General features: G+C 65.6%; 22 protein-coding genes. 15 read left to right on the forward strand and 7 right to left on the reverse strand.

Annotated elements, in window-relative coordinates; translation table 11 throughout:
* Nucleotides 1-2 precede the first annotated feature (2 nt).
* The 5 genes from ACOJTB_RS21530 (at nt 3) to ACOJTB_RS21550 (ending at nt 4,244) form a co-directional block, all read left to right on the forward strand.
* Nucleotides 3-1,979: a right-handed parallel beta-helix repeat-containing protein gene (locus tag ACOJTB_RS21530; protein WP_420104568.1), complete on the forward strand. Its 1,977-nt coding sequence runs from the start codon at nt 3-5 to the stop codon at nt 1,977-1,979.
* Nucleotides 1,980-2,042: 63 nt separating this feature from the next.
* Nucleotides 2,043-2,837: a glycoside hydrolase family 108 protein gene (locus ACOJTB_RS21535; protein WP_420104569.1), complete on the forward strand. Its 795-nt coding sequence runs from the start codon at nt 2,043-2,045 to the stop codon at nt 2,835-2,837.
* Complete coding sequence (locus ACOJTB_RS21540) at nt 2,837-3,070, forward strand: hypothetical protein (protein ID WP_420104570.1); 234 nt, start codon at nt 2,837-2,839, stop codon at nt 3,068-3,070. The genes ACOJTB_RS21535 and ACOJTB_RS21540 overlap by 1 nt, the downstream gene beginning before the upstream one ends.
* A gap of 137 nt (nt 3,071-3,207) precedes the next feature.
* Nucleotides 3,208-3,840, forward strand: coding sequence for a hypothetical protein (locus ACOJTB_RS21545; RefSeq protein ID WP_420104571.1), 633 nt, complete (start codon nt 3,208-3,210; stop codon nt 3,838-3,840).
* A complete protein-coding gene (locus tag ACOJTB_RS21550; protein ID WP_420104572.1) occupies nt 3,837-4,244 on the forward strand; it encodes a hypothetical protein in 408 nt (135 codons plus the stop codon). Before ACOJTB_RS21545 ends, ACOJTB_RS21550 begins: the two co-directional genes overlap by 4 nt.
* A 167-nt stretch (nt 4,245-4,411) precedes the next feature.
* Here the strand turns inward: ACOJTB_RS21550 and ACOJTB_RS21555 are convergent, their stop codons facing one another.
* Together ACOJTB_RS21555 and ACOJTB_RS21560 are read right to left on the reverse strand one after the other, a co-directional pair.
* Nucleotides 4,412-4,567, reverse strand: a complete 156-nt coding sequence (locus ACOJTB_RS21555) for a hypothetical protein (RefSeq protein WP_420104573.1) — start codon at nt 4,565-4,567, stop codon at nt 4,412-4,414.
* 16 nt (nt 4,568-4,583) lie between these two features.
* Nucleotides 4,584-5,030: a VOC family protein gene (locus tag ACOJTB_RS21560; RefSeq protein ID WP_420104574.1), complete on the reverse strand. Its 447-nt coding sequence runs from the start codon at nt 5,028-5,030 to the stop codon at nt 4,584-4,586.
* Between the two features lie 48 nt (nt 5,031-5,078).
* Between ACOJTB_RS21560 and ACOJTB_RS21565 the strand changes: the two genes are divergently transcribed.
* The 10 genes from ACOJTB_RS21565 to ACOJTB_RS21610 all read left to right on the forward strand — a co-directional run bounded on the left by ACOJTB_RS21565 (nt 5,079) and on the right by ACOJTB_RS21610 (nt 18,281).
* Nucleotides 5,079-5,684, forward strand: coding sequence for a TetR/AcrR family transcriptional regulator (locus tag ACOJTB_RS21565; RefSeq protein WP_420104575.1), 606 nt, complete (start codon nt 5,079-5,081; stop codon nt 5,682-5,684).
* 505 nt (nt 5,685-6,189) lie between these two features.
* On the forward strand, nt 6,190-7,836 hold the full coding sequence (locus ACOJTB_RS21570) for an amidohydrolase (protein WP_420104576.1): 1,647 nt from the start codon (nt 6,190-6,192) through the stop codon (nt 7,834-7,836).
* A gap of 9 nt (nt 7,837-7,845) precedes the next feature.
* Nucleotides 7,846-8,787 carry an ABC transporter permease gene (locus ACOJTB_RS21575; protein ID WP_420104577.1) on the forward strand — a complete coding sequence of 314 codons (942 nt, stop codon included), beginning with the start codon at nt 7,846-7,848 and terminating at the stop codon, nt 8,785-8,787.
* Entirely contained in the window at nt 8,787-9,671 is an 885-nt protein-coding gene (locus ACOJTB_RS21580; protein WP_420104578.1) for an ABC transporter permease, read from the forward strand. The genes ACOJTB_RS21575 and ACOJTB_RS21580 overlap by 1 nt, the downstream gene beginning before the upstream one ends.
* Before the next feature lie 38 nt (nt 9,672-9,709).
* Complete coding sequence (locus tag ACOJTB_RS21585) at nt 9,710-11,296, forward strand: ABC transporter substrate-binding protein (protein WP_420104579.1); 1,587 nt, start codon at nt 9,710-9,712, stop codon at nt 11,294-11,296.
* Between the two features lie 71 nt (nt 11,297-11,367).
* The gene (locus tag ACOJTB_RS21590; protein ID WP_420104580.1) at nt 11,368-12,801 is read left to right on the forward strand and encodes an amidohydrolase family protein; all 1,434 of its coding nucleotides are present in this window, start codon (nt 11,368-11,370) and stop codon (nt 12,799-12,801) included.
* Between the two features lie 204 nt (nt 12,802-13,005).
* Nucleotides 13,006-14,631 carry an amidohydrolase gene (locus tag ACOJTB_RS21595; RefSeq protein WP_420104581.1) on the forward strand — a complete coding sequence of 542 codons (1,626 nt, stop codon included), beginning with the start codon at nt 13,006-13,008 and terminating at the stop codon, nt 14,629-14,631.
* Between the two features lie 111 nt (nt 14,632-14,742).
* A complete protein-coding gene (locus ACOJTB_RS21600; protein WP_420104582.1) occupies nt 14,743-16,323 on the forward strand; it encodes an ABC transporter substrate-binding protein in 1,581 nt (526 codons plus the stop codon).
* 187 nt (nt 16,324-16,510) lie between these two features.
* Nucleotides 16,511-17,446, forward strand: coding sequence for an ABC transporter permease (locus ACOJTB_RS21605; RefSeq protein WP_420104583.1), 936 nt, complete (start codon nt 16,511-16,513; stop codon nt 17,444-17,446).
* A 10-nt stretch (nt 17,447-17,456) separates the two neighbouring features.
* Nucleotides 17,457-18,281: an ABC transporter permease gene (locus ACOJTB_RS21610; protein WP_420104584.1), complete on the forward strand. Its 825-nt coding sequence runs from the start codon at nt 17,457-17,459 to the stop codon at nt 18,279-18,281.
* A 168-nt stretch (nt 18,282-18,449) separates the two neighbouring features.
* On the opposite strand, the gene ACOJTB_RS21615 is transcribed toward ACOJTB_RS21610, so the two are convergent.
* The 5 genes from ACOJTB_RS21615 to ACOJTB_RS21635 form a co-directional block, all read right to left on the reverse strand.
* On the reverse strand, nt 18,450-20,189 hold the full coding sequence (locus ACOJTB_RS21615) for a hypothetical protein (RefSeq protein WP_420104585.1): 1,740 nt from the start codon (nt 20,187-20,189) through the stop codon (nt 18,450-18,452).
* A gap of 93 nt (nt 20,190-20,282) precedes the next feature.
* Nucleotides 20,283-21,377 (reverse strand): protein-glutamate methylesterase/protein-glutamine glutaminase, encoded by a 1,095-nt coding sequence (locus tag ACOJTB_RS21620; protein WP_420104586.1) that lies wholly within the window; start codon nt 21,375-21,377, stop codon nt 20,283-20,285.
* Nucleotides 21,374-22,246 (reverse strand): CheR family methyltransferase, encoded by an 873-nt coding sequence (locus ACOJTB_RS21625; RefSeq protein ID WP_420104587.1) that lies wholly within the window; start codon nt 22,244-22,246, stop codon nt 21,374-21,376. The genes ACOJTB_RS21620 and ACOJTB_RS21625 overlap by 4 nt, the downstream gene beginning before the upstream one ends.
* A 35-nt stretch (nt 22,247-22,281) precedes the next feature.
* The gene (locus tag ACOJTB_RS21630) at nt 22,282-22,758 is read right to left on the reverse strand and encodes a chemotaxis protein CheW (protein WP_420104588.1); all 477 of its coding nucleotides are present in this window, start codon (nt 22,756-22,758) and stop codon (nt 22,282-22,284) included.
* A 72-nt stretch (nt 22,759-22,830) separates the two neighbouring features.
* Nucleotides 22,831-23,463: methyl-accepting chemotaxis protein (locus ACOJTB_RS21635; protein ID WP_420104589.1), on the reverse strand; the 633-nt coding region annotated here is incomplete at its 5' end.

Consider the following 23,463-nt stretch of genomic DNA (forward strand, 5'->3'; position numbering starts at 1 on the left):
CCATGACTGATCAGCCCACAATCCCCAACTCTGACCGCGCTGTCGAATACAGCCCAGTCTCGTCGGCCGGGCCTTTTCCTGTACCGTTTGCAGTTTTCGATGGGGCGGGCGCGGATCTCGCGGTTGATCTGGATGGCGAGAGCCAATCGGGCTGGACATTCTCAGGGACACTGGTGCCTGGGTTCTACGGCGCGCCGAACACGTGGGTCAACGGGAGCGTCATGCTGGCCGGCCAAGCGACAGGCTCGCTGGTGATCACAGGTGATCGCGCCCCACGCAGGCAGTCCCAATTCAAAGAGGGGCGCGGCGTTCCGGCGCGTGATCTGAACGCTGAATTGAACACGCTGACGGCGGTCGATCGTGAGCTCTATCTGCGCGGTAAGCAGTCCGTGACCGTTCCTTATGGCGAAGATGGCTTCAGGCTGCCTCCTGCCATGGAGCGCGCCGAAAAATATATCGCGTTCAATGCGATCGGCCAACCAATCTATCCTGCGGCGGCACCGTCTCCAGGCATCCCGACAGATGGGGCGGTGACCGACAGCAAAGTTGCCGAGCCGACCGACGCCGAGGATGCGATTTCTTCGACGAAACTCCGATTCCAGCAGCTTGGTGCGAATGCTCGTATCCGCATTCTGCAGAACAAGATGCGCGAGACAATCTCGACGGGCGATTGGGGGGATCCCGAAGATGGTGGGGAGCTGCTTCAGTATGCGATCGATCGCTCCATCGCGCGTGAGCGCATACTAAACGTCGACCCGGGCAACTGGCTGCTCACCGAAAAGCTTGTCATTGCGTCGAGCGGCGTCCGCTTGCTCGGTCAGGGGACGGAGAACACTACGTTCCGGGCGGCGTCGGCGTTCGGCGAATTGCTTGAGCTCCCCACCGGGTCGACTGACGTTGTGATCGAAGGCATCAACTTTGATACGACAGGCTTCAACACCCGGTGCGTTTCGATCCCGCGCGGCCAGACGCCCACATTCCGGGACTGTGGTTTCAAGGGCGACATGGGTGGGTCAGGCGGCGATCTGGTCTGGAGCCAAGGAGATATCTTCACCTTCGACAACTGCAAATTCGAGACCCTTCATGCGAATGCATGGGGGCTGGCTTTGGACAGCCACAATCAGAACTGCGCAGTTCAAGGCAACACCCGGTTCGGCGGCATCGGCAATGGCTTGAGGGTCGAGCATGTCGATGGCGCGAAGCCTCGTGTGGAAGGCCTCAAGCTTTTGGGCTGCTTCTTCATCAATACAGGCGGCATCAACCTCGATCTAGGCGACAGTTTTCTGACCACTGCGGTCGGCAATGTCTTCGATCAAGCGAGCGGATACGCCGTGCTGATTCGAGATGGCGCGAGCAAGACAGAGTTCATCGGCAACTGGATCGGCATGCGGCAGTCGGGCGTCGGGATCTGTCTGCGCTTCGAGCCAAGCGCAGGGCCGGGCCATAAGATCATCGGCAACGATTTCTACTTCGGCTCGCATGGTATCGTGGCGGCGGCCAACTCCGGCCAGCGTGTCAGCGGTCTGAAGATTCTTGGCAACGACTTTGATCAGCACGCAACTGCAGCAATTCAGTTGGATAGCGTCTCGCGTTGCATAGTCGAGGGTAACATCGATTTCAGCCCCGCGCCTTCATCGGGCTCCTGGGTGACGCTCGGCAGTTTCGGGGGCGGTGGGGACTATTCGTTCGATGGCAACATCTGGAATCCTGCGACGCAGGCCGCGTTGCATACCGGTAGCTCCTACAAGATTGGGAATGATCGCGGGCTCGTCTATCGCAACAAGGGCGCAAACTCTCCCGGAGGGTCCGTTAACACCATGACCCTGCCTCACGGGATGTCAGTCGCCCCCCGGCATGTCTTAGTGACGCCGCATGGCAACGCTGGCAACTTCTTCGTCAGCAACATCACGTCGACAACCTTCAATATCAATTGGGGGCTGGCTGGGGACCATACGTTTCACTGGGAGGCTTCGTTCTAAGTTCCTGCTGTGCGGTGCGCCTGAGACGCCGCGCTCGCATGGTCTGGCATCACGAGGTGCCAGATGTCCGACAAGTTCGAAGCCTGCCACGCGATCACCGCGAAATGGGAAGGCGGATGGAGCGATCATCCGGCCGATCCCGGCGGCAAGACCATGTTTGGTATCACGCAGGCGACGCTCTCGGCCTATCTCGGGCGTCCGGCTTCTGACCGTGAAATTCGCAATCTGGACCGCGCGACCGCACTGGCGATCTATCGCGAACGCTACTGGAAGCGGGTCGCTGGCGATGAGCTGCCGGCCGGCGTCGACCTCTGCGTCTACGATTTCGGCGTGAACAGCGGCCCCGATCGTGCAGTGAAGTCGCTGCAGGCCGCGCTCGGGGTCAAGGCCGATGGGTGGGTCGGCAACCTGACGCTGAAGGCGCTGGCTGAACAGGCTGATATCGCGCGCGTCATCGCCGACCTGTGCGATCGTCGCGAGATATTTCTGCGCGGGCTGCCGACGTTCTCGAGGTTCGGAAAGGGCTGGCTGAACCGGCTGGCGGACATTCGGAACCGGGCGATGCGCATGTCCCGTGGCGCACCGCAGACGCCGCCCGTCATCGCTCCTGCCGAAGGGACTGCAAAGGCGGTCCCTGCGCCGCCTGCCGAGAAGACGGTCAGCACCGAGCAGAAGGTCGGTGGCGCCGCTGCTGGCGCTGTTGTCGTTACGACCACCCTCGGTCCAGTCGCCGGGTTCTGGCGCGACAACAAGGACGTTCTTTCCGATCCGATCTTCCTGGCCGTTGCCGGCGTCCTCGCCGCCGTCGTGATCTTTATGCTGCTGCGGCGCCCGAAGACGGTAGAGGAGCAGGCCTGATGGCGTGGCTGCTCTCTGAATTCGGCGGATATCTGGCGGCGGCCGGCGGCGCCGTGGCTCTCCTCATCGGGGTCTGGCTCAAGGGTCACCGCACCGGCCGGGCCGAGCAGCAAGCCGAGCAGGATCGACATCGCACCGAGGCGATCGCCGCCAAGAGGAAATCCGACAGTGAAATCGATGATCTTGCCCCTGCTGATCGCGATCAGCGTTTCGACCGCTGGGTGCGCCGGTAGGAACGCTGGCGACTTCTGCGACGTTTCCTCCGTGATCCGCCCAAGCGCGGCTGCTGCGGCGGCCATGGATGCACAGGACAAGGCTGCCATCCTGAAGCACAACGAGTATGGCGCGAAGGCTTGCGGGTGGAAATCGAGTGTCTGAGATGACTAGGCGCGGCGGCGGCAACACCGATCATCAGGCCCGATACAATGTCGGCGCGCTAGAGCAGCGCGTCTACGGGCTTGAGCAGGCGATCGGCGGTATTGCGCAGCAGATCGGGGCGCTTTCGCAAAAAATCGATGCGGGCTCGAAGACGAATTGGCCGGTTCTAACGGGCTTCGCGACAGTGCTCTTGGCGGTGGTGGGCCTTGTGGGTGGGCTCGCTTATTGGCCAATCCGCGAAGGGCAGAGCGACCTCAAGGTGGCGACGCTGGAGATCAGCAAAGCGATGTCGGCAGGGTTCACCGAGGTTAACAAGACCATGGCTTCGTTCGCGAAGGACACTGCCGAACGCTATGTCACGGTCCGCGAGCTCGATGCCCGGTCGACGCGGACACAAACCGACATCTCGCGGATTCTGCAGGACATCAATGCCCTGGAGAACGTGACCGTTCCACGGGTGGAGCAGCAGGAACGCGCCCGCTCGATCGATGCCCAGATCGGCGCGGTGCAGCGGCAGATTGATGACCTGAAAAAGCAGTTCGGCGATACTTTCAGCCTGCGGGATGCGCTTCAGCAGATGCAGCGTGAGATCGACCGGCTGCGGCAAGAGAGGCGCCCCTCATGACGACCCTCCCCAACCTGCCCGACGCGCCGGCCGACGCCAACGACGGCGAACTGATCTATGTGCGCCCGACGAGCGGCTCGCCCAACGCCAAGCGCACCTTCGGCTCATTCTGGCGCAACGTGCTCGGGCGAACCGCTGCGGCGCAGCGCGCGTTCTTCGGCGCCACGCCGATCGCTCAGCCGGCCAGCGCGAATCAGGCGGCCGTGACCGCGACGGTGGGCGCGAACGTCGCGACGACCGGCGCCACGAACTCCACGCCCTATGGCTTCACCACTGCCGCCCAAGCGAACGATCTGGTCACTCGGGTGAACGAGAGCAAGGCGCTCGGCGAGGCCAACAAGGTGCTGCTGAACCAGATGCGCGCCGATCTCGTGGCGCTCGGCCTTATCAAGGGGTCAGCGTGATCTCGCGGTAACGCTCGCCTTATTTATCAGCGCGCCCGATCGGCCTACGAATCTGAGGGTCAGAGGTTCGAATCCTTTCGGGCGCGCCATTCTTTCTTACTCAGTCACTAGATTGCGATGCCGCCTATTTTCGCGGCGTGCTTCCGTCGTCGACAGCTGCTGAAAAGCTAGCGTTTTCTCTGCCTGGTTTTGTCGACGCATTCGTGCCCGGGATGGGGCCGCGTCCCGGCATCACCAGCACCCCATCCGCGCTGATGCTGGCGGATATTCGCGGGATCGTTGGTGACCATCGCGCGGTTGAACGCCTCCTTGGCATCGGCCATGCCTATTCGCCGGCGGTCATGCTCCGGTTTCCTCATTCCATCGCCGCTGCATCTCCTGCGGGGAGACCGCCTCTATCGTCTGCGACAGCATCCAGCGATGACCAAAGGGATCGAGCAACAATGCGCTGCGTTCCCCGAAACTCTGGTCGGCGGCCGCGCGTAACACCGTGGCACCGTGCAGGGCGGCTGCAGCCACGTCCGCATCGACCGCGGTTGTCGACACATGCAACGTGACGGACGAACCGCCGAGCGTGTCCGGGCTCACCGCTCCGAAATCCGGATATTCATCGCTGAGCATGACGACGCTCTCGCCGAAGCGGAGTTCTGCATGGCCGATGCGCCCGTCGGAGGGATCGGTCATGCGGAAAATTTCCTGCGCGCCAAAGGCAGTCTTGTAGAAGGCGATGGCCGCTTCACCACCGCGCACCACAATATAGGGTGTTACCAGAGTGATAGACGGCATGACCGCTCCTTGCATGACTTGTTTAATTACGATACGTAACGTAATGAAATGAGTCAAGACGAATCACCCTCGGCACGCCTGCGTGGCAGGCCACCGAGCCCGGAAGCCCGGAACAAGGCGCTGCGAACTGCTCGCGACATCCTGTTGAACGAAGGCTTCGGCAGGCTGACCATCGAAGCCGTCGCCGCACGATCCGGGGTCAGCAAACCCACCATTTACCGCAACTGGGCGAATGCCGTGGAACTGGCGATGGCAGCGCTCATGGCCGATCCAGCGACGCCTTCCGGCAAGGCAGGGGAGAATGTGGCGGGATCGCTCGGCTCCCAGATGCGCGCTCTGGTCACGGCCTTCGCGACGACACGGGGCCGTCAGATCGCGCTCGCGCTGGCATCCTCCGATCCCGAAAGTGAGATGACGAAGGCCTTTCGCAACCGCGTCATCCTGTCGAGCCGGGAGACCGGGCGGCGACTGGTCGGCGAGGCTGTCGCGCGTGGAGAGATAGCCGCGCCTGCCGATATCGAGACATTGCTCGACATGATCTATGCGCCGGTGTTCTACCGGTTGCTCGTCGGCCACCTGCCTCTCGATCTTCCCTTCGCCGACAGCCTCGTGACCCGGGCACTCGCTCTGCTCTCTCAGTCCGATGGTCTTTGAGGGATTGCGGGACAACGCCCGCGCGACATTCTGCATCGATGAGGCCGTCTTATCGTGGTCGTGAACGATCAGTCCCGAGCCCAGCTGCCCCGTCGAGAAAACTGACCATCGGCTGCGCGCTGCCGTCGAGCATCTCTTGGCCGTGAATCGGCGAGCGAAGCCGTTTTCTGCGTGATCAGGCGGCCTCCGCGCGTTGCAACAGCCGGCCCCTGTCGAGGTTGGTGCCTATTTCCTGCGCAAGGAGCCCTTCGATGGCCTCTTGCGCCGCTCAATATTCTGAGCAATGCTGCGCCAAAGAGAACAACAAGACGCGATGCGCAGGGAACAGGCGGAGTAAACAGATTTTCGAATCGAGCCGAACGACACAATAAAAAGCGCAGCCGCTCTCGTTCGGCAGCGACTCCGACGCAATATTTGGTGCGACGGGTACGGTTTACTGTCGAATACTGACCGCTGGATTCCTGCCGAGCCTACCCATGGTCGATGCAGGGACGTAACGACAATCATGACGATAGCCGATACCGTTCTTCTCAACGGGCGCGTCTTTTGCGGGCTCGCGGAGGGTTTCGCCGAGGCGCTGGCCCTTGCCGGAGGCAAGGTGCTCGCGGCCGGGTCGGCAGAGGATATCCGCAGCCTGCAAGGTCCCGGGACGACAATCGTCGATCTGGCCGGGCGCGTCGCCATCCCCGGCCTCAACGACGCGCATATGCATCTGCTGCCGCTCGGGCTCGGCATGAGCGAAGTCAATCTGCGGCCGGAGGAAGGCGTGACGAGCATGGCGGAGCTGCTGCGCCGGGTCGGCGCCGCGGCAAAGGGCAAGATGCCCGGCGAATGGGTCTTCGGTCGCGGTTACGACCACAATGAGCTCGCCGAGCTGCGCCATCCGACGGCCGAGGAACTGGACCGGGTCGCGCCCGACAATCCGGTCTACATCAAGCGCACCTGCGGCCATGTCGGCGTCATCAACAGCCGGGCCATGCAGGAGGCCGGAATCGGCCACAATACGCCGAGCCCGGATGGCGGGCTGATCGAGCGCCGCGACAACCGATTGACGGGCCTGCTCGCTGAAAGCGCATTGCGGCTCGTGGTCGAGGCCATGCCGCGCCCCAGCGCTGCGCAGCTGCGCGAGGCGATCGAGAAGGCCGGGCATTACATGCTGTCCCAAGGCTTCACCAGCGTGATGGATGCCGGCGTCGGCATGACGGCGGGCATGGATGAAATCGCCGCCTATGAAGAGGCGGCGCGGGAAGGGGCACTGCCGGTACGGACCTGGGTCTGCATCTATGGCAACGCCGACGGCATCGGCGACGAGGCCCACGCGGCTGGCTACCGCTTCGGCCGCGAGATCGGCCTGCTGCGCTACGGGGCGATGAAGGTCTTCGGGGACGGCAGCGCCGGCGGCCTGACCGCGGCGATGAGCGAGCCCTATATCGTGGGCGATCCCGACAATCGCGGCATCTTCATCTACCCGGATGAGCGGATGCACGCTTTCCTCAAGCATTATCACGAACTCGGCTACCAGCTCGCGATCCACGCCATCGGCGACGCCGCGATCGAGCAGGTCATCACCGGCATCGAGAAGGCCGACAGCGCCGAGCACCCGATCAAGGGGCGCCGCCATCGCATCGAGCATTGCGGCTTCCTGACCGACGCCCAGCTCGCCCGCATGGCGGGCGCCGGCATCGATCCGCTGCCCCAGCCCTGCTTCATCTACGAATTCGGAGATCTCTACGTCACCAATCTCGGTGAGCAGCGGGCCCATTCCTCCTATCCGATGCGCAAATGGCTGGATGGCGGCCTGCATGCGGCCGCGAGTTCGGATGCGCCGGTCTGCGCCACCGATCCGTTCAAGAATCTCTTCACGATGGTGACCCGCAAGACCAAGCGCGGCACCGTGATCGGCGAGGACCAGCGGATCTCGATGGAGGAGGCGGTCCACGCTTATACGGCGCTCGGTGCCTATACCCAGTTCGCGGAGGAGCGGCTCGGGCGGCTGGTGCCGGGGCAGTTGGCCGATATCGCAGTGCTGTCGCACGACATTTTCGCGGTGCCTGTCGAGATGCTGGAGAACGAGGTGCGCTGCGACCTGACCTTGCTCGGCGGCGAGATCGTCTTCGACCGGCACGGCCAGATGGCCGCAGCGGCGCAATAGGGGCAGGACATGCTGCGGCACGCGCTGCAAAGGCTGGTTCTCGTCCTGCCGGTGATGCTGGGTGTGCTGCTGGTCGGCTTCCTGCTGATGCAGGTGGTGCCGACCGATCCCGCGCAGGTTCGCGCCGGCCCGACCGCGACGCAGGATGTGGTGGCCGCCATCCGGCAGGAACTCGGGCTCAACGAGCCGCTCTGGAAGCAATTCCTGCTCTATATCGGCCGGCTCGCCCAGGGCGATCTCGGCGTCTCGATCATCAACAACGTGCCGGTGGTGCAGGAGCTGGGCAACACCATCGGCCCGACTCTGGAGCTGATGTTCGCCTCGCTCGTCTGGGCGATCCCGCTCGGCATGTTTCTGGGCACGGTCGGCGCCTATTATCGCGGCTCGCTGCTCGACCGGGCGATCATGGCGGTCTCGGTCGGCGGAGTGTCGCTGCCGGTGTTCTTCCTCGGGCTCGGGCTGATCTGGCTGTTCGGCTTCAAATATCCGATCCTGCCCTTCACCGGCCGCACCGGCCCGCTTTGGACCTGGGAGGGGCTGCAGGGCATCATCCTTCCGGCGGTCACGCTGGGCGGTGTCTTCGTGGGGCCGGTGGCGCGGATGACGCGCACCTCCGTTCTGGACGAGATGGGGGCCGACCATGTCCGCACCGCCCGCGCCAAGGGCCTCGGCGAGATGCGCGTGCTGCTGCGCCACACTTTGCGCAACGCGCTGGTTCCGGTCGTCACTCTGATCGGATTGCAGATCGGCTTTCTGCTCGGCGGGGCGGTGGTGACGGAGACGGTGTTCTCCTGGCCGGGCATCGGGCGCCTGGCCGTCGGCGCGATCCTTTCCAGCGATTTGCCGATGGCGCAGGGCACCATCATCGTGCTCTCGCTGGGTTTCATCCTGATCAACCTGGCGGTCGATGTGCTCTATGGCGTCCTCGATCCGCGCGTGAGGAGCGGCTGATGAGTGTGGCCGGCGATCCTCTGCAGAACGCGCTCCCGCCGGTCGCCATCGCCGGGCGGATCTCGGTGCTTCGTATGCTGCTGTCGGATGTCGGAGCCTGCATCGCGCTGGCTTTGGTCGTGCTCGCGATCCTGTGCGGGGTCTTCGCGCCCTGGCTCGCGCCGACCGACCCCTATGCGAACGACCTCGCCAACACGCTGAAGGCACCCGGCGATCTCGGCTGGCTCGGGACGGATGGACAGGGCCGCGCCATGGCCACGCGCCTGCTCTACGGGCTGCGGACCACGCTAATCATGGGCTTTGCTTCCGTGGCGATCGGTGGCCTCATCGGCGGGATCGTCGGTTTCCTCGCAGCCTTCTATCCGCGGTTGTCGGGCATGCTGATGCGGCTGATGGACGTGCTGCTCTCCTTCCCGGCGATCCTGTTCGGCCTCGCCATCGCGGCGATCTTCGGGCCGGGGTTGACCGCCGTCGTCATCGCGCTGGCCATCGCCACGGTGCCGCTGATGGCGCGCGTCGTGCGCGGCTCGGCGCTGGTGGTGCTTCAGCAGGGCTATATCGAGGCAGCGCGCTCGCTCGGGCTGAGGGATCGGCACATCATCCTGCGCTATGTGCTGCCGAACTGCCTCTCGGCGATCTTCGTCTTCGTGACCCTGCGCTTCGGCCAGGTGATCCTGCTCGGCGCGGCGCTCTCCTTCCTCGGCCTCGGTGCGCAGCCGCCGATGGCCGAGCTCGGCGCGATGGCGGCGGATGGGCGCAATTTCCTGTTCTTCGCGCCGCATGTCTCGGTGCTGCCGAGCCTCGTCATCTTCGCCGTCGTGCTGGCCTTCAACGTGCTCGGCGACGGCCTGCGCGACGCGCTCGACCCGAAGCTGCGCAAATGACCGCGACCATGAATCACAAGCAAAAGAGGGGTTCATCCATGACCAGATTTGCCGGCTTCCTGTTCGCGGGCGCGGCCTGCGCGCTTGGCCTCGCCGCCCCGGCCCTCGCCCAGCAGAAGGCGCCGCTCTCGATCCTGCGCGTGATCGACGCCGACAATTACGACCCGATCCGCTCGACCGCTACGGCCGCGGCGGAGGTCATGTACATGTTGGCCGACACGCTGGTCAGCGTCGATTTCGACATGAAGACGATCAAGCCCGGCCTCGCCGAGAGCTGGACCGTCTCGCCCGACGGCAAGACCTACACCTTCAAGATCCGCCAGGACGTGAAGTTTTGCGACGGGCGGCCGATGACGATCGACGACGTCGTCTATTCGCTGAAGCGCTGGACCGACCCGGCCAACAAGTCGCCGACCGCTTTCCGCGGCGGGCCGGTCAAGGAGGTTCGCGCGGAAGGCGATTCCCTGATCTACGAGCTGAAGGAGCCCTATAGCGACCTGCTGTTCCAGCTCGCGCTGTCCTTCTCCTCGATCGTCGACAGGAACACGGTCGAGAAGCTCGGCGCCAATTTCGGCGTGCAGGGCTTCAACGGCACCGGCCCCTATTGCTGGGTGAAATGGACGCCGCGGCAGGAACTCGTGCTGAAGAAGAACCCGGCCTATGCCTGGGGCCCGCCGATCTACAAGGACCCCAAGCCCCAGGTCGAGGACATCGTCTGGAAGGTGATCCCGGAATCGAACACGCTGATGGCGGCGATCCAGGCCAAGCAGGCCGACGTGACCTATTACATGCCCTATATCGCGCTCGACACCATGCAGCGCATTCCGGGCATGACGGTCCAGCAGCAGAAGAACTACATCTATGACGTTTTCATGGGCTTCAAGGTCGACAAGCCCGTGGTGAAGGACAAGGTGATCCGAGAGGCCGCGAACATGGCGGTCGACAAGGAGGCGATCGCCAAGGCGATCTATTTCGGCAAGGGCCAGACCCTGCCCTCCCTGCTCAACCCCGCCGTGGTGGATTACGACGCCGCATCCGCCAAGGCCATGCCGAAATACGACCAGAAGGCGGCCGCCAAGCTGCTCGAGGACGCCGGCTGGAAGATGGGTGCCGACGGCATCCGCGAGAAGGACGGCGAGAAGGCGAGCTTCACCGTCTACGGCATTCGCAATGCCGACAATCCGCGCATCTCCGAAGCGATGCAGGCGGATCTGCGCAAGGTCGGCATCGACATGAAGATCCAGCTCTGGGACGCCACCGTTGCCTGGGGCAAGCTGGCCACGCAGGAATTCGACGCCTTTCTGATGTCTTATCCTTACGTCACCGCGACCGAGGCTCTGAGCCTCTACTTCCGCAGCCAGCAGGCGCCGACGCCCAACCGCATGAACTGGAAGAACGAGCAGACGGACACGCTGCTCCGGGAGGCCGCCACCGCCACGGACGGCGCCAAGCGCAAGCAGGCCATCGATGCCGTGCAGATGCAGCTGACCGACGCCAATGTCTGGGTGCCGCTGGCCTCGCAGCCGCTCTGGCTCGTCGCGGGCGACCGCGTCGAGGGTGCGCGCGCCCACGGCATCTACGGGGCTGGCCTCTACAAGGGCCTCGACATCAGGCTGAAGCGCTGAGCCGAACGGGGGCGTCGCATGGCGAAGGCCGCGCGGCGCCCGTCTCGATGCCTTGCGGGAGAACACGCACCATGCCGGTCACACTGATCAAGAACGCCGAGATCGTCGTCGCCTGGGATGCCGGGCAGGCGCGCCACGTCTATCTCGCGGGCGCCGACGTCGCCTTCGAGGACGGCACGCTGCGTTTCGTCGGCCAGGGCTATCAGGGCCATGCCGACGAGACGATCGACGGCGCCGGCCGCATGGTCATGCCCGGTCTCGTCAACATTCATTCGCATCCCTCGAGCGAGGCGCTGAACAAGGGCTTCCTCGACGAGACCGGCTCGCCGGCGCTCTACAACTCCTCGCTCTACGAGTTCATGCCGATCCTGCGGCCGGATGCGCAGGCGGTGCCCGATTGCGTGCAGGTCGCCTATTCGGAGCTGCTGCTCTCGGGCGTGACGACGGTCGCCGATCTCTCCGTCGCGCATCCGCAATGGCTGGACCTCGCCGACAGGAGCGGGATGCGCGTCTGCATCTCGCCGATGTTCCGCTCGGGGCGCTGGTTCACGAAGAACGGCTACGTCGTCGAATATGAATGGGACGAGAAGGCAGCCGAGGCCGCGATGACGCAGGCCTTCTCGCTGATCGAGCAGGCGCAGGCCAATGCGAGCGGGCGCCTCTTCGGCATGGTCTGCCCGGCACAGATCGACACCTGCAGCGAAGGCCTGATCAAGGACAGCTACGCGGAAGCCAAGCGGCGCGGGCTGCCCTGGCAGATCCACGCCGCGCAATCGACCGTCGAGTTCCACGAGATCACCCGGCGCCATGGCGTCTCGCCGATCCAATGGCTGGAGAAGCTCGGCGTGCTCGGCGACACCAGCATCATCGGCCACGGCATCTTCCTTGACGATTACCCTCGCGTGGCCTGGCATAGCCGGCGCGACCTCGCGCTGCTGGCAGAGACCGGCACGCGCGTCGCCCACTGCCCCACCGTCTTCCTGCGGCGGGGTATCGCGCTCGACGATTTCGGGCGCTATCGGCGCGCCGGGGTGGAGATCGGCCTGGGTACCGATACCTATCCGCACAACATGCTGGAGGAGATGCGCCATGTCGGCTACGTCGCCCGCATGATGGCGGAGAACCCCCGCACGCTGACGACGACGGACATCTTCGATGCCGCGACCACGATCGGTGCAGCGGCGCTCGGCCGCGAGGACATCGGGCGGCTCGAAGCCGGCTGCAAGGCCGATCTCGTCCTCGTGGATCTGGAGCATCCGATGATGCAGCCGCGGCGGGACCCCGTCCGCAGCCTGGTCTATGCGGCCGCCGAGCGCGCCGTGGACCGCGTCTATGTCGATGGCAGGCTGGTGGTCGCCGATGGCGAGGTGCTGACGATGGACTACCCCGCCGCGGCGCGCCGCCTCACCGAGGCGCAGAAGCGAACCGAGGCGGCCGCGCCAGCGAATGACTGGGCCAAGCGGCCGGTCACGGACTACTCGCCGCTGACCTTCCCTCGGGGCTAGGTCGCAGACGGCATCAACCGCCGGCGTGACCTAACCGGGGCCGGGAGGCTGCGCCACCCGTCCCGGTTGCGCAATCCGCTTTGGCAGAGGGCCCGCATGCGCCGGCACGGGGTGGTCACCCCCGTGCCGCTCAACAAGACTGTCAAGAAAATTGAACAGTCTCTCGCTCCAAGGCGAGGGACGTGGCCTAGGGAGACGGCGACGATGAGCGTTCATGCCGACATCATTCTGCGCAACGGCCCGATCTGGTGCGGCCGTGAGGAAGGCGTCGTCGAGGCGCTGGCGATCTGGCAGGGCAAGGTGCTGGCCGCTGGGCGCGATGACGAGATCGCACCGCTCGCCGGCCCTGAAACCCGGATCATCGACCTCGAGGGGAGGCTTGCGACGCCGGGCCTGAACGATTCCCATCTCCACCTCATCTCGCTGGGTATGACGATGGGCTGGGTCGATTCCCGGCCGGAGGCCGCGCCGACTCTGGAAGCGCTGCTCGGCGCCATCGCGGAGCGGGCCGCAACGGCCAAGCCGGGCGAATGGATTCTCTCCCGCGGCTACGACCAGACCAAGCTCGACACCGGCCGCCATCCTTATCGCGAGGAGCTGGACCGCGCCGCGCCGAACAACCCGGTCATGCTGGTGCGAACCTGCGGGCATATCGCGATCTGCAATTCGCGGGCGCTCGAGCTCGGCGGTATCGACGAATCCTCGCCGACGCCACAGGGTGGCCTGATCGAGCAGCAGAACGGCCGGCTCACCGGCCTGCTCGCCGAAAATGCCCGCGCGCCTGTGCAGGCTGCCGTGCCCGCGCCGACCGAGGAGGAGTTGGTCGCCGCGATCGAGCGCGGCGGCAACTATCTGCTCTCGCTCGGCATCACCAGCTGCATGGACGCCGCCGTCGGACAGAAGGCAGGCTTCCGTGAGATCGGCGCCTACACCAGAGCCAAGCGCGACGGGCGTCTGCCGGTCCGCACCTGGCTCACCCTGCTCGGCGACGAGGGGCGTTCCATCGTTCCCGACTGCCATGCCGCCGGCCTGATCAGCGGCACCGGCGACGACATGCTGATGATCGGCGCCGTGAAGCTCTTCCTCGACGGCTCGGCCGGCGGGCGCACCGCCTGGATGAGCGAGCCCTATCTCGGCGAGGACGAGACGACCGGCGTCTGGATGTGGGACGATGCCGAGCTCGAGCGCATGGTGATGGACGCGCATGTGAAGGGCTACCAGCTCGCCTGCCACGCCATCGGCGATGCCGCGATCGAACAGCTGATCACGGCCTATGAAAAAGCGCTCGCGGCCCATCCCGACCCCGACCGCCGCCACCGCATCGAGCATTGCGGCTTCTCGACGCCGGCCCAGCACGAGCGGATGGTGAAGGCCGCCATCTATCCCTGCCCGCAGCAGGTCTTCATCCATGATTTCGGCGATGCCTACGTCAAGGTGCTGGGACCCCAGCGCGCCCTGCCCAGCTATCCCTTGCGCACCTGGTTCGATCTCGGCCTGAAGCCGGCGACGGGCAGCGACGCGCCGGTCTGCGATCCCAACCCCTTCCCCAACTTCTCCGCCATGCTGACGCGCCGGACCTGGAAGGGCACGGTGATGGATGCCGGACAATGCGTCTCGATCGAGGAGGCGCTCCAGGCCTATACCGAGTTCGGCGCCTTCTCGCAGAAGCGCGAGCGGGTGAAGGGCAAGCTGGTGGCGGGGCAGCTCGCGGATGTCGCGGTCTTTTCGCGCAACCTGCTCGATGCCGACGCCGATGCCATCCTCAGGGAGACGGCCTGCGATCTGACGATCCTCGACGGCAAAATCGTCTATGAGCGCGCGCAGGCCTGAGCGAGCCTGCGCAAATAAGGGGCAGACAAGCGGCAAGCAGCCGCTATGGTTCCATCGGGAAACAACGACTCCGGCACCAAGCCGAAGCGCCAATCACATGGGAGGAACGAGATGTTGAAGAGACTGGCACTCGCGACCGCAATCTCGCTGGCCGCGTTCGCCGCACACGCGCAGGAACCGCGCAGCGGCGGAACGATTCGGTTCACGGCACCCTATGGCGCCTCTTTCGTCAGCAATGACAGCCATGTTTCCAACCAGATCCAGGACGAGATCTACGGCTACGCCCTGCATGGGATGCTCTATCGCTGGGATTCGGCGGCGGGGAAGCCGATGCCCGAGGTCGCCGAGAGCGTCGCTGCGTCGGCCGACGGGCTGACCTATACGGTGAAGCTGCGCGACGCGACGTTTCACAACGGCCGCAAGCTCACCGCCGATGACGTGATCTGGTCCTTCACGAGGATCATGGATGGCTCGAAGAACTATCCCGGTGCGCTCTATGTCGCGCGCATCAAGGGGGCGAACGAGGTCCGCAAGGGCGAGGCCAAGGACATTTCGGGCCTCAAGAAGATCGACGACCGCACCGTCGAGATGACGATGACGGACAAGGTCGATCCCGGCTTCCTGTTCTACAGCGCGACCACCGCCATCCTTCCGGCCAAGGAGGCGCAGGAGCCCGGCTTCTTCGACAAGCCGGTCGGGCTCGGGCCGTTCAAGTTCGTCGAGCACGTTCCCGGCTCGCGCATGGTCTTCGCCAAATGGGAGAAGTACTACAAGCCCGGCAAGCCCTATGCCGACAGGCTGGTGATCACGCCGATGGGCGAGGCGGCGGCGCGCGACGTCGCCTTCCGCAACAAGGAGATCGACGTCTCCATCCTCGGGTCCACGCAATATGTCGCCTACAAGGCGGATGCGAACCTCTCGAAGGGGCTGCTCGAGGTCGCCGAGGTCTTCACCCGCAATATGGGCATGAACCCGGAGTTCAAGCCCTTTGCAGACAAGCGGGTGCGACAGGCGATCAACTACGCGATCGACAGCGACCTGATCATCAAGCGGCTGGTCCGGGACAAGGCCTATCGCGCCGTCAGCTGGCTGCCGAGCTCGGTGCCGGCCTTCGACAAGGACGCCAAGCCCTATCCCTTCGACCCCGACAAGGCCAAGAAGCTGCTGGTCGAGGCCGGCTATCCTGACGGGTTCGAGTTCGAATGGACGGCGACGCCGAACGAGAGCTGGGGCATCCCTATCGTCGAGGCAACGATCCCGATGCTGGCCAAGGTCGGCATCAAGGTGAAGGTCAAGCCGGTCGAAACCTCGGCGCTGGGCGGGGTCGTCGCGAAGGGCGATTTCCAGGCCTATATCTGGTCCAACACCTCAGGGCCGGACGCGCTGACCCGGCTGAAATGCTTCCACTCGGCCACGCCGCGCTCCTCCTGCAACTACACGACCTTCAAGAATGCTGAGTACGACAAGCTGATCGACGCCGCCTCGGCCGAGGCCGACCCGGCCAAGCAGCTCGAGATGCTGCGCAAGGCCAACGCCATGCTGCAGGAAGAGGCGCCGGTCTGGTTCTTCAACTACAACAAGGCGGTGCTGGCCTATCAGCCCTGGCTCCACGGCCTGCAGCCGAACGCCACGGAGCTCGCGCTCCAGCGCTACGAGGACCTCTGGGTCGACGCGACGTCGCCGGCGAAGTGATCCTGCTTCGTGCCGGGATGCGGTGGCGCACACCGTCATCCCGGACATGCCGCGAGCGGCATCGATCCGGGATCCATGCCTGAACCGTTCCGGAATGGGTCCCGGCTCTAGCTTCGATCCGCCCGGGATGACGGAGTGTCCGTAGTGCCGGCTGAGCGTGCCCGAGGCCGCCATCAGGAGCGACCCCATGCTGCCCTACATCATCCGTCGCCTGCTTCAGGCCATCCCGATCCTGCTGGCGGTGGCGGCCCTGATCTTCGTGCTGTTCAGCGTCATCCCCGGCGACTTCGCGACCAGCCAGATGGCGGACGGGCGCACCAATGTCGACGCGGAGACCATTGCGCGAATGAACAAGCAGTTCGGCCTCGACCAGCCGCTGCCCGAGCGGCTGGCGCGCTATGTCGGCGGGCTCGCGACCTTCGATCTCGGCGATTCCTTCCGCACCCGACAGCCGGTGACGATGCTGATCGCCGAGCGGCTGTGGCCGAGTCTGCAACTCGCCATCGCGGCCATGGTCTTCGCGGTGATGATCGGCGTGCCGCTGGGCTTCCTCGCCGCGCTGAAGCCCGGCAGCTGGGTCGACATGCTCTCGATGGTCTTCGCTGTCTCCGGCCTGTCGCTGCCGCTGTTCTGGCTCGGACTCCTCTTGATGTATGCCTTCGCGCTGACGCTCGGCTGGTTTCCGAGCTTCGGCTATGGCGACGGCAATCCGCGCTACATCGTGCTCCCGGCCTTCGCGCTCGGCGTCGCCCCGTTGGCTCTGCTCGCAAGGACGGCGCGGGCGGCGGTGCTGGAGGTGATGCATGCCGATTTCATCCGCACCGCCCGCGCCAAGGGCTCCGGCTCCTATCGCGTGCTGCGCTGGCATGTGCTGCGCAACGCGCTCGTCATCGTGCTGACGACGCTGGGTTTGCAGTTCGGCTCGGTGCTGGGGCAGGCCGTCGTGGTCGAGAAGCTCTTCGCCTGGCCGGGCCTGGGATCGCTGCTGGTGGACAGCGTCACCTGGCGCGACATCCCGGTCGTGCAGGGCTGCATCCTGACGATCGTGCTGTTCTTCCTCGTCGTGAACATCGCCGTCGACGTGCTCTGCGCGTTCGTCGATCCGCGCATCAAATACAGCTGAGGCCGATGGAATGAAATTCCGAGCCAACCTCTGGATCGGCGGCGCCTGTTTCGCGGCGGTGGTGATCGGCGGCGTCTTCGCACCCTGGCTCGCCCATACCGACCCGGTGATGGACGCCAATCTGATGAATGCGGAAATCCCGCCCGGCCGGGAATTCTGGTTCGGCACCGATGCGCAGGGCCGCGACATTTTCAGCCGGGTGCTCTACGGCGCGCGCATCTCGCTCACCGTCGGGGTCGTTTCGCAGTTGATCAACACCATGATCGGTGTCGCCTTCGGGCTCACCGCCGGCTATTGGGGCGGCTGGTGGGACGATTTCGTCAACGGGCTCACCAATATGATGCTGGCGATCCCCTCGCTGGTCTTCGCGCTGGCGATCATGGCGATCCTGTCGCCCGGCCTCACCAGCCTGCTGATCGCGCTCGGCCTCACCAACTGGTCCTTCACCTGCCGGCTGACCCGCGCGGCGACCCTCTCGGTGAAGCAGCTCGGCTATGTGGAGGCGGCGTGCTCCCTCGGCTACGGCACCTTCCGCATCATGCTGACGCAGATCCTGCCGAATGTCGCGGGCCCGATCATCGTCATCGGCACGCTCGGCATGGGTGGCGCGGTGCTGGCGGAAGCCTCGCTGTCCTTCCTCGGCCTCGGCATCCGCCCGCCCTTTCCGAGCTGGGGCTCGATGCTGTCCGACGCCCGCGACCAGATCGCGACCGCGCCCTGGATCTCGATCTTCCCGGGGCTCGCGATCTTCCTGACCGTGCTCGGCCTCAACCTGCTGGGAGACGGGCTGCGTGACATCCTCGATCCGCATTCGCAATCGCGCAAAGCGGCTTGACGAGGGCCGGCTCTCGTCACCGCCGGGCTCGTCCGTGCATCGCCGGTGGCGGCGCTGGCCGCCGGCGCGTTCGAGCCGTCGCGCGCGTCGCGATGGAGCATCGGATCGTTCCGAAAAGCACGTTTCACTGATCGGGACGATGCTTTCGCCCTGGCGGGTCGACGATGCTCAGAACAGCAAGGCGTCGATATCGTCGTCCTGCGGCGCCGGTTCGCTCACTTCGGCGGCCGCCGGCGCGGCGCTGCCGGTCGCTCCGACGATGCTGTCGTGGATCGTGCGTTCGGCGGCCATCGTGTAATGGCGGCGGATCTTGTCGGTGACCCATTCGCGTGCGCGCTGGGCCGAGGCGTTCTGCGGAGGCCGGGCGCCGCCGGTTTGCCCCGCCACCGCATGGGCGGCGCCGGCAACGACTTCGGCCGAGGCTCCAACGGCGGAAAAGCCGAGCCGCGCCTGATCGAGGGCATGGCCGAAGGCACCGCCTTCGCGGGTCAGCCTGTCCAGCTCCGCCTCCAGCCGCGAGGCGACGGATTGCATGGTGGCGAGCGCGGCGCCCATCTCGCGCTCGAACCCGTCGAAATGGCCGGCGTCGAGCCTGTCTTCCCGCTTCAGCTCCAGAGAGGCCTTCTGCATCAGCGCGAAGGTGTCCGGCAGGGTGCGCGAGTCGCGCGCGACCAGATCGGCGGCGAATTTCAGCTCCTGCGCGATGACGACGAGGCTGCGGCCATTGCTGCCGACGCGGGCGGCGCGCAGGCCCGCATTGGTGCCGATGAGCACGATGTTCGAGACGGTGGTGGCCAGGGCGTCGACCGTTTGCTGGCAAACATCCAGAAGCGAGCCCAGCGCCTTGGCGACTTGGTCGACGCCGGCCCGGGCGGTGTTGCACTTGCCGAGCAGCGCCGAGGCCTGTCCCAGATCGGTGCCGATCTCGGCCATGAAGGAGCCGGACTGGGCGCTATCCGTGCCGTAGAGCGAGCGCACGAGATCGAGCAGCCCGGTGGTGTCGTTGCGCAGCACGAGGAGATTGCGCTCGATGTCGCGCGTGTCCTGGGCGAGCGTCTGGGCCGAGGCCTCGAGCTGTGCCGATTCCACGAGCAGCAGCAGCAGATGCGCGATCTGCGCTTCTTCCGGCGCCAGCTCCGCAGGCGCTCCCTCTTCGAGCGTGGCTGCCAGCCGCAGCCCGGCGATGGCATGCTCCAGCCGCTGGCGGACGCTGTCGCCCGATTGCAGGGTCACGATGGCCATGCCCGCCGCCAGCGCGATCTTGCCGGAGCGCTCCGCCGCCTCGCTGGCGAGTTCGATGCCGCGCCGCTGCCGGTTCTCCACCTCGGCGATGGTGACGCCCAGCTTGTCCGCCAGCGCCCAGAGCGCCGCGCCGTACCGGCTCTCGAATTCGCGCTGGGAGGAGAGGGCGGCATGCAGCAGATTGCTCATGCGGGCATGGTCGCGCGCGCAGGTCTCGATCGTGCGCTGGGCCTGGGTGGTGAGCTCGACGATCTCGTTGGCAAAGTCGCCGAAGTCGCGGCCCACGCCCTGGATCGAGATCGACTCGATACGGGCCGAGCGGGCGAGAATCGTGATCAGCCGGATGTGCTCGACGAGCTTGTCCAGCGTGCGGCCGGCATTGGCGGACTGGCTGGCGATCTCCAGCAGCGCATGGGTCTCCGTGGCGAGGGACTCGCGCAGGGGCCGCAGATCCGCCGCCAGACCCCGGAAGGTGGCGCCGGCCTCGGTGATTTCCGCACCGGAAAGCTGCCGTGACAGGGCATCGAGCCCCTGCTTCAGCGCATCGAACAGTGTCAGACCTTCCCCAAGGTCGCGCCCTGCCGAAGCGAATGTCACGTCGACGGTGCGCGCCTGCTCTTCGAGCGAGGCGATGAGCCGCTTTTCTAGGGAAGCCGAACCGTTCATGCCAACCTCACGCATCGCAACGCACACATACTCGCACTCAAAGGGCCCAGGGGCGGATCATTGCGCGTCCCGATGGACGCGGAACACGATGCTCTAGCCCGCCTGCCCCGCCATCTGCGGCCAGGCCATGATCTCCTGGCCGATGCGGGAGAGACCGACCACGCGCTCGGCCGCCCCCAGATCGATGGCCTCCTTCGGCATGCCGAAGACGACGCAGCTCTCCTCGTCCTGCGCCAGGGTTCGAGCCCCCGCCTTGCGCATTTCGAGCAGCCCGCGCGCGCCATCGTCGCCCATGCCAGTCATGATAATACCCAATGCGTTATTACCAGCGTATTGCGCTGCCGAGCGGAACAGCACATCGACCGAAGGCCGGTGGCGCGAGACCGGCGGGCCGTCCTTGATGGCGACGCGGTAATGCTGGCCGGCGCGCTGGAGCAGCATGTGACGGTTGCCGGGCGCGATGAGCACGCGGCCGGCGGTGAGTTCGTCGCCGTCCTCGGCTTCCTTGATCTCCATCGCGCAGATGCCGTTGAGGCGGCGCGCGAAGGCCGCCGTGAACTTCTCCGGCATGTGCTGGACGATCGCCATGCCCGGGCAATGGGCCGGAAGCGTCTCCAATACCTCGCGCAGGGTCTCGGTGCCGCCGGTCGAAATCCCGATGCAGATGATGCGATCCGTGCGCGCCAGCATGCGGCCGGCGACCGGGGGCGGCATGATCACATCGGCGGTGAGCTTGCGTTCGACCTGCATGCTGGGCCGCGGGGTGCGAGGCCGCAGCCGCGCCATCGCGGCGGCATGGACCGCGTGACGGAGCCTCTCGCCGGTCTCCAGCAGGGCGTTGCGGGTGTCGATGCGGGGTTTGGCCAGCACTTCGACGGCGCCGCATTCGAGCGCCTCGAACAGGGCCGGGGAGCCGGCGCTGGTCAAGGTCGAGCAGATGATGACCGGGATCGGGCGCTGCGCCATGATCTTGCGCAGGAAGGTCAGCCCGTCCATCCCCGGCATCTCGATGTCGAGGATCATCACATCCGGCAATTCGTCCTGCATGCGCCGGGTTGCGGCGTAGACATCGGCCGCGGTCCCCATCACCTCGATGCCCGGGGAGGTGGAGAGGATCGAATTCAGCACCTGGCGGACGGAGGCGGAATCATCCACGATCAGAACGCGGATCGGTTTGTTGCGGGTCATGCGGCGCTCCTCCTGAGCTCGGCGTTGTCCGCCTGGTAGATTGTGGGGGCGATCGAGCGCAGCCCCGGCACGCCGGCGCCGGCCATCGATTCTGAATGCCCGAGCATGAGATAGCCACCGGGCCGCAGATGCGAGGTCAGCCGCGACAACACCGCGGCCTGGGTCGGCTTGTCGAAATAGATCAACACGTTGCGGCAGAAGATCACGTCGATGTCGCGGTCGAAGGGATAGCTCGTCTCCATCAGGTTCAGATGGGCGAAGCTGGCCTTGCGGCGCAGTTCCGGCACGATCCGGACGGTTTCCTGAGCCGCTTCGCGCGAGCGCATGAGGTAGCGCTGCTGCATTTCGGCCGGAACGGGGGAAAGGAAGGATGCCGGATAGATCGCCGTGCGCGCTGCGGCCAGAACCTGGGTCGAGACGTCGGTGCCGAGGATCGCGTAATCGAGGCTTCCGGCTGTGTTCGGGGTGTTGGCCAGATCCTGCAGCACCATGGCGATCGTGTAGGCTTCCGCCCCGATGGAACAGGCCGCGCTCCAGATCTTGAGCCGGGTCTGCCGGCCACCCTGCAGCTTGCGAAGGGCGGGCACGGCCCGCTTCACAAGGAAGTCGAAATGGCTCGGCTCGCGGAAGAAATCGGTCTTGTTGGTGCTGACGCAGTCGATCAGATGAACGGATTCGGCCTCGAGCCCGTTCCGCTCGAACAGGAAGCGTCCGTATTCGTTGAGGTTGGCTAGGCCCAGGACACGAACCCGCTTGCGCAGCCGGCCCTCGACCATCGTGCGTTTGGACAAGGGCAGCTTGATGCCCACATTGCGCTCGATGAACGTCGCAATGGCGGCGAAGTGCTTGTCCTGAAGGTTCTCGCTCATCGGCGTCTCCGGTGGCCGGTGGCCTGTTTTCGAGATCAGGCCGCTGCGCCGATGCTGGTGGTCTCCGGCACTTCCGTGTCGGCCATGAAGCGCGCGAGGTCGAGGATGATGACGAAGGCCTCGCCCTTGCGGCCGATGCCGGCGATGTAGTTGGAGCGCCAGCGGCCTCCGACATTGGGCGCAGCTTCGGTCTGCTCGGCGTCGAGGCTGGTCACCTCGAAGACGCGGTCCGCGACGAAGCCGACGCCCATGGTGCGGCCGTCCATCTGCACATCGAGGATGATGATGCGGGTGGCTTCGGTCGCCGGCACGCGCGGAAGGCCGAGCTTGGTGCGCAGGTCGACGATCGGAAAGCCTGTGCCGCGGACGTCGATCATGCCGAGCAGGAACTCCGGGGCATGCGGCAGTTTCGAGATCGGCCGCATGTCGAGGATCTCGCGGACATGCGCGATGTCGATGCCGAAGAGTTCTCCGTCGATGCCGAGGGTGAGATATTGCGAGGTGCGGGACATGTCAGCCTCCTGCCAATGCTAAGCGTTTGCGGTATGGGGGGGCGGGGCGCCCGGTGGGCGCCCCGGATGACGTCAGGAGGCGCGGCGGAACTCCGCGTCCTGGTCGTCGCCGGATCCGTCGAGATCGAAGGAGAACCCGCCGCTGGCGGTCTTGGCCCTGGCAGCCGCCTTCACGGGCGCCTTGGCGGCGGCCTTGGGCGCCGCCTGCCGGGGCGCCGCGGCGGCCTTCATCTTCGCAGCCTGGGCCTTGAGCTTGCCGACCGCATGGTCTGCGACGCCGGACTGATCGAGCTTGAAGAAGGCGATGGTGGCCTGCAGCTGCTCGGCCTGGCTCGCGAGCTCCTCGGAGGTCGCGGAGACCTCCTCGGAGGCGGCGGCGTTCTGCTGGGTCACCTTGTCGAGCTGCTGGATCGCCTGGTTGATCTGGGCCGAGCCGACATCCTGCTCGCGGCAGGCGGCGGTGATCTCCTCGACCAGCTCGGCGGTCTTCTGGATATCGGGGACGAGGCGCGAGAGCATCGTGCCGGCTTCCTGCGCGACCTTGACCGTGTCGCTGGAGAGGGCGCCGATCTCGGCCGCCGCGGCCTGGCTGCGCTCGGCGAGCTTGCGCACCTCGGAGGCGACGACCGCGAAGCCCTTGCCGTGCTCGCCGGCGCGGGCGGCTTCCACCGCCGCGTTGAGGGCGAGCAGATCGGTCTGGCGGGC

Source organism: Allobosea sp. (assembly GCF_048595345.1).
Classification (GTDB): Bacteria; Pseudomonadota; Alphaproteobacteria; order Rhizobiales; family Beijerinckiaceae; genus Allobosea.

What these genes read in the sequence shown, in the direction of transcription:
- ACOJTB_RS21530 (WP_420104568.1), top strand. Translation starts at nt 3, where the DNA reads ATGACTGATCAGCCCACAATCCCCAACTCTGACCGCGCTGTCGAATAC.
- ACOJTB_RS21535 (WP_420104569.1), top strand. Translation starts at nt 2,043, where the DNA reads ATGTCCGACAAGTTCGAAGCCTGCCACGCGATCACCGCGAAATGGGAA.
- ACOJTB_RS21540 (WP_420104570.1), top strand. Translation starts at nt 2,837, where the DNA reads ATGGCGTGGCTGCTCTCTGAATTCGGCGGATATCTGGCGGCGGCCGGC.
- ACOJTB_RS21550 (WP_420104572.1), top strand. Translation starts at nt 3,837, where the DNA reads ATGACGACCCTCCCCAACCTGCCCGACGCGCCGGCCGACGCCAACGAC.
- ACOJTB_RS21555 (WP_420104573.1), bottom strand. Translation starts at nt 4,567, where the DNA reads ATGGCCGATGCCAAGGAGGCGTTCAACCGCGCGATGGTCACCAACGAT.
- ACOJTB_RS21560 (WP_420104574.1), bottom strand. Translation starts at nt 5,030, where the DNA reads ATGCCGTCTATCACTCTGGTAACACCCTATATTGTGGTGCGCGGTGGT.
- ACOJTB_RS21565 (WP_420104575.1), top strand. Translation starts at nt 5,079, where the DNA reads ATGAGTCAAGACGAATCACCCTCGGCACGCCTGCGTGGCAGGCCACCG.
- ACOJTB_RS21570 (WP_420104576.1), top strand. Translation starts at nt 6,190, where the DNA reads ATGACGATAGCCGATACCGTTCTTCTCAACGGGCGCGTCTTTTGCGGG.
- ACOJTB_RS21575 (WP_420104577.1), top strand. Translation starts at nt 7,846, where the DNA reads ATGCTGCGGCACGCGCTGCAAAGGCTGGTTCTCGTCCTGCCGGTGATG.
- ACOJTB_RS21580 (WP_420104578.1), top strand. Translation starts at nt 8,787, where the DNA reads ATGAGTGTGGCCGGCGATCCTCTGCAGAACGCGCTCCCGCCGGTCGCC.
- ACOJTB_RS21585 (WP_420104579.1), top strand. Translation starts at nt 9,710, where the DNA reads ATGACCAGATTTGCCGGCTTCCTGTTCGCGGGCGCGGCCTGCGCGCTT.
- ACOJTB_RS21590 (WP_420104580.1), top strand. Translation starts at nt 11,368, where the DNA reads ATGCCGGTCACACTGATCAAGAACGCCGAGATCGTCGTCGCCTGGGAT.
- ACOJTB_RS21595 (WP_420104581.1), top strand. Translation starts at nt 13,006, where the DNA reads ATGAGCGTTCATGCCGACATCATTCTGCGCAACGGCCCGATCTGGTGC.
- ACOJTB_RS21600 (WP_420104582.1), top strand. Translation starts at nt 14,743, where the DNA reads ATGTTGAAGAGACTGGCACTCGCGACCGCAATCTCGCTGGCCGCGTTC.
- ACOJTB_RS21605 (WP_420104583.1), top strand. Translation starts at nt 16,511, where the DNA reads ATGCTGCCCTACATCATCCGTCGCCTGCTTCAGGCCATCCCGATCCTG.
- ACOJTB_RS21610 (WP_420104584.1), top strand. Translation starts at nt 17,457, where the DNA reads ATGAAATTCCGAGCCAACCTCTGGATCGGCGGCGCCTGTTTCGCGGCG.
- ACOJTB_RS21615 (WP_420104585.1), bottom strand. Translation starts at nt 20,189, where the DNA reads ATGAACGGTTCGGCTTCCCTAGAAAAGCGGCTCATCGCCTCGCTCGAA.
- ACOJTB_RS21620 (WP_420104586.1), bottom strand. Translation starts at nt 21,377, where the DNA reads ATGACCCGCAACAAACCGATCCGCGTTCTGATCGTGGATGATTCCGCC.
- ACOJTB_RS21625 (WP_420104587.1), bottom strand. Translation starts at nt 22,246, where the DNA reads ATGAGCGAGAACCTTCAGGACAAGCACTTCGCCGCCATTGCGACGTTC.
- ACOJTB_RS21630 (WP_420104588.1), bottom strand. Translation starts at nt 22,758, where the DNA reads ATGTCCCGCACCTCGCAATATCTCACCCTCGGCATCGACGGAGAACTC.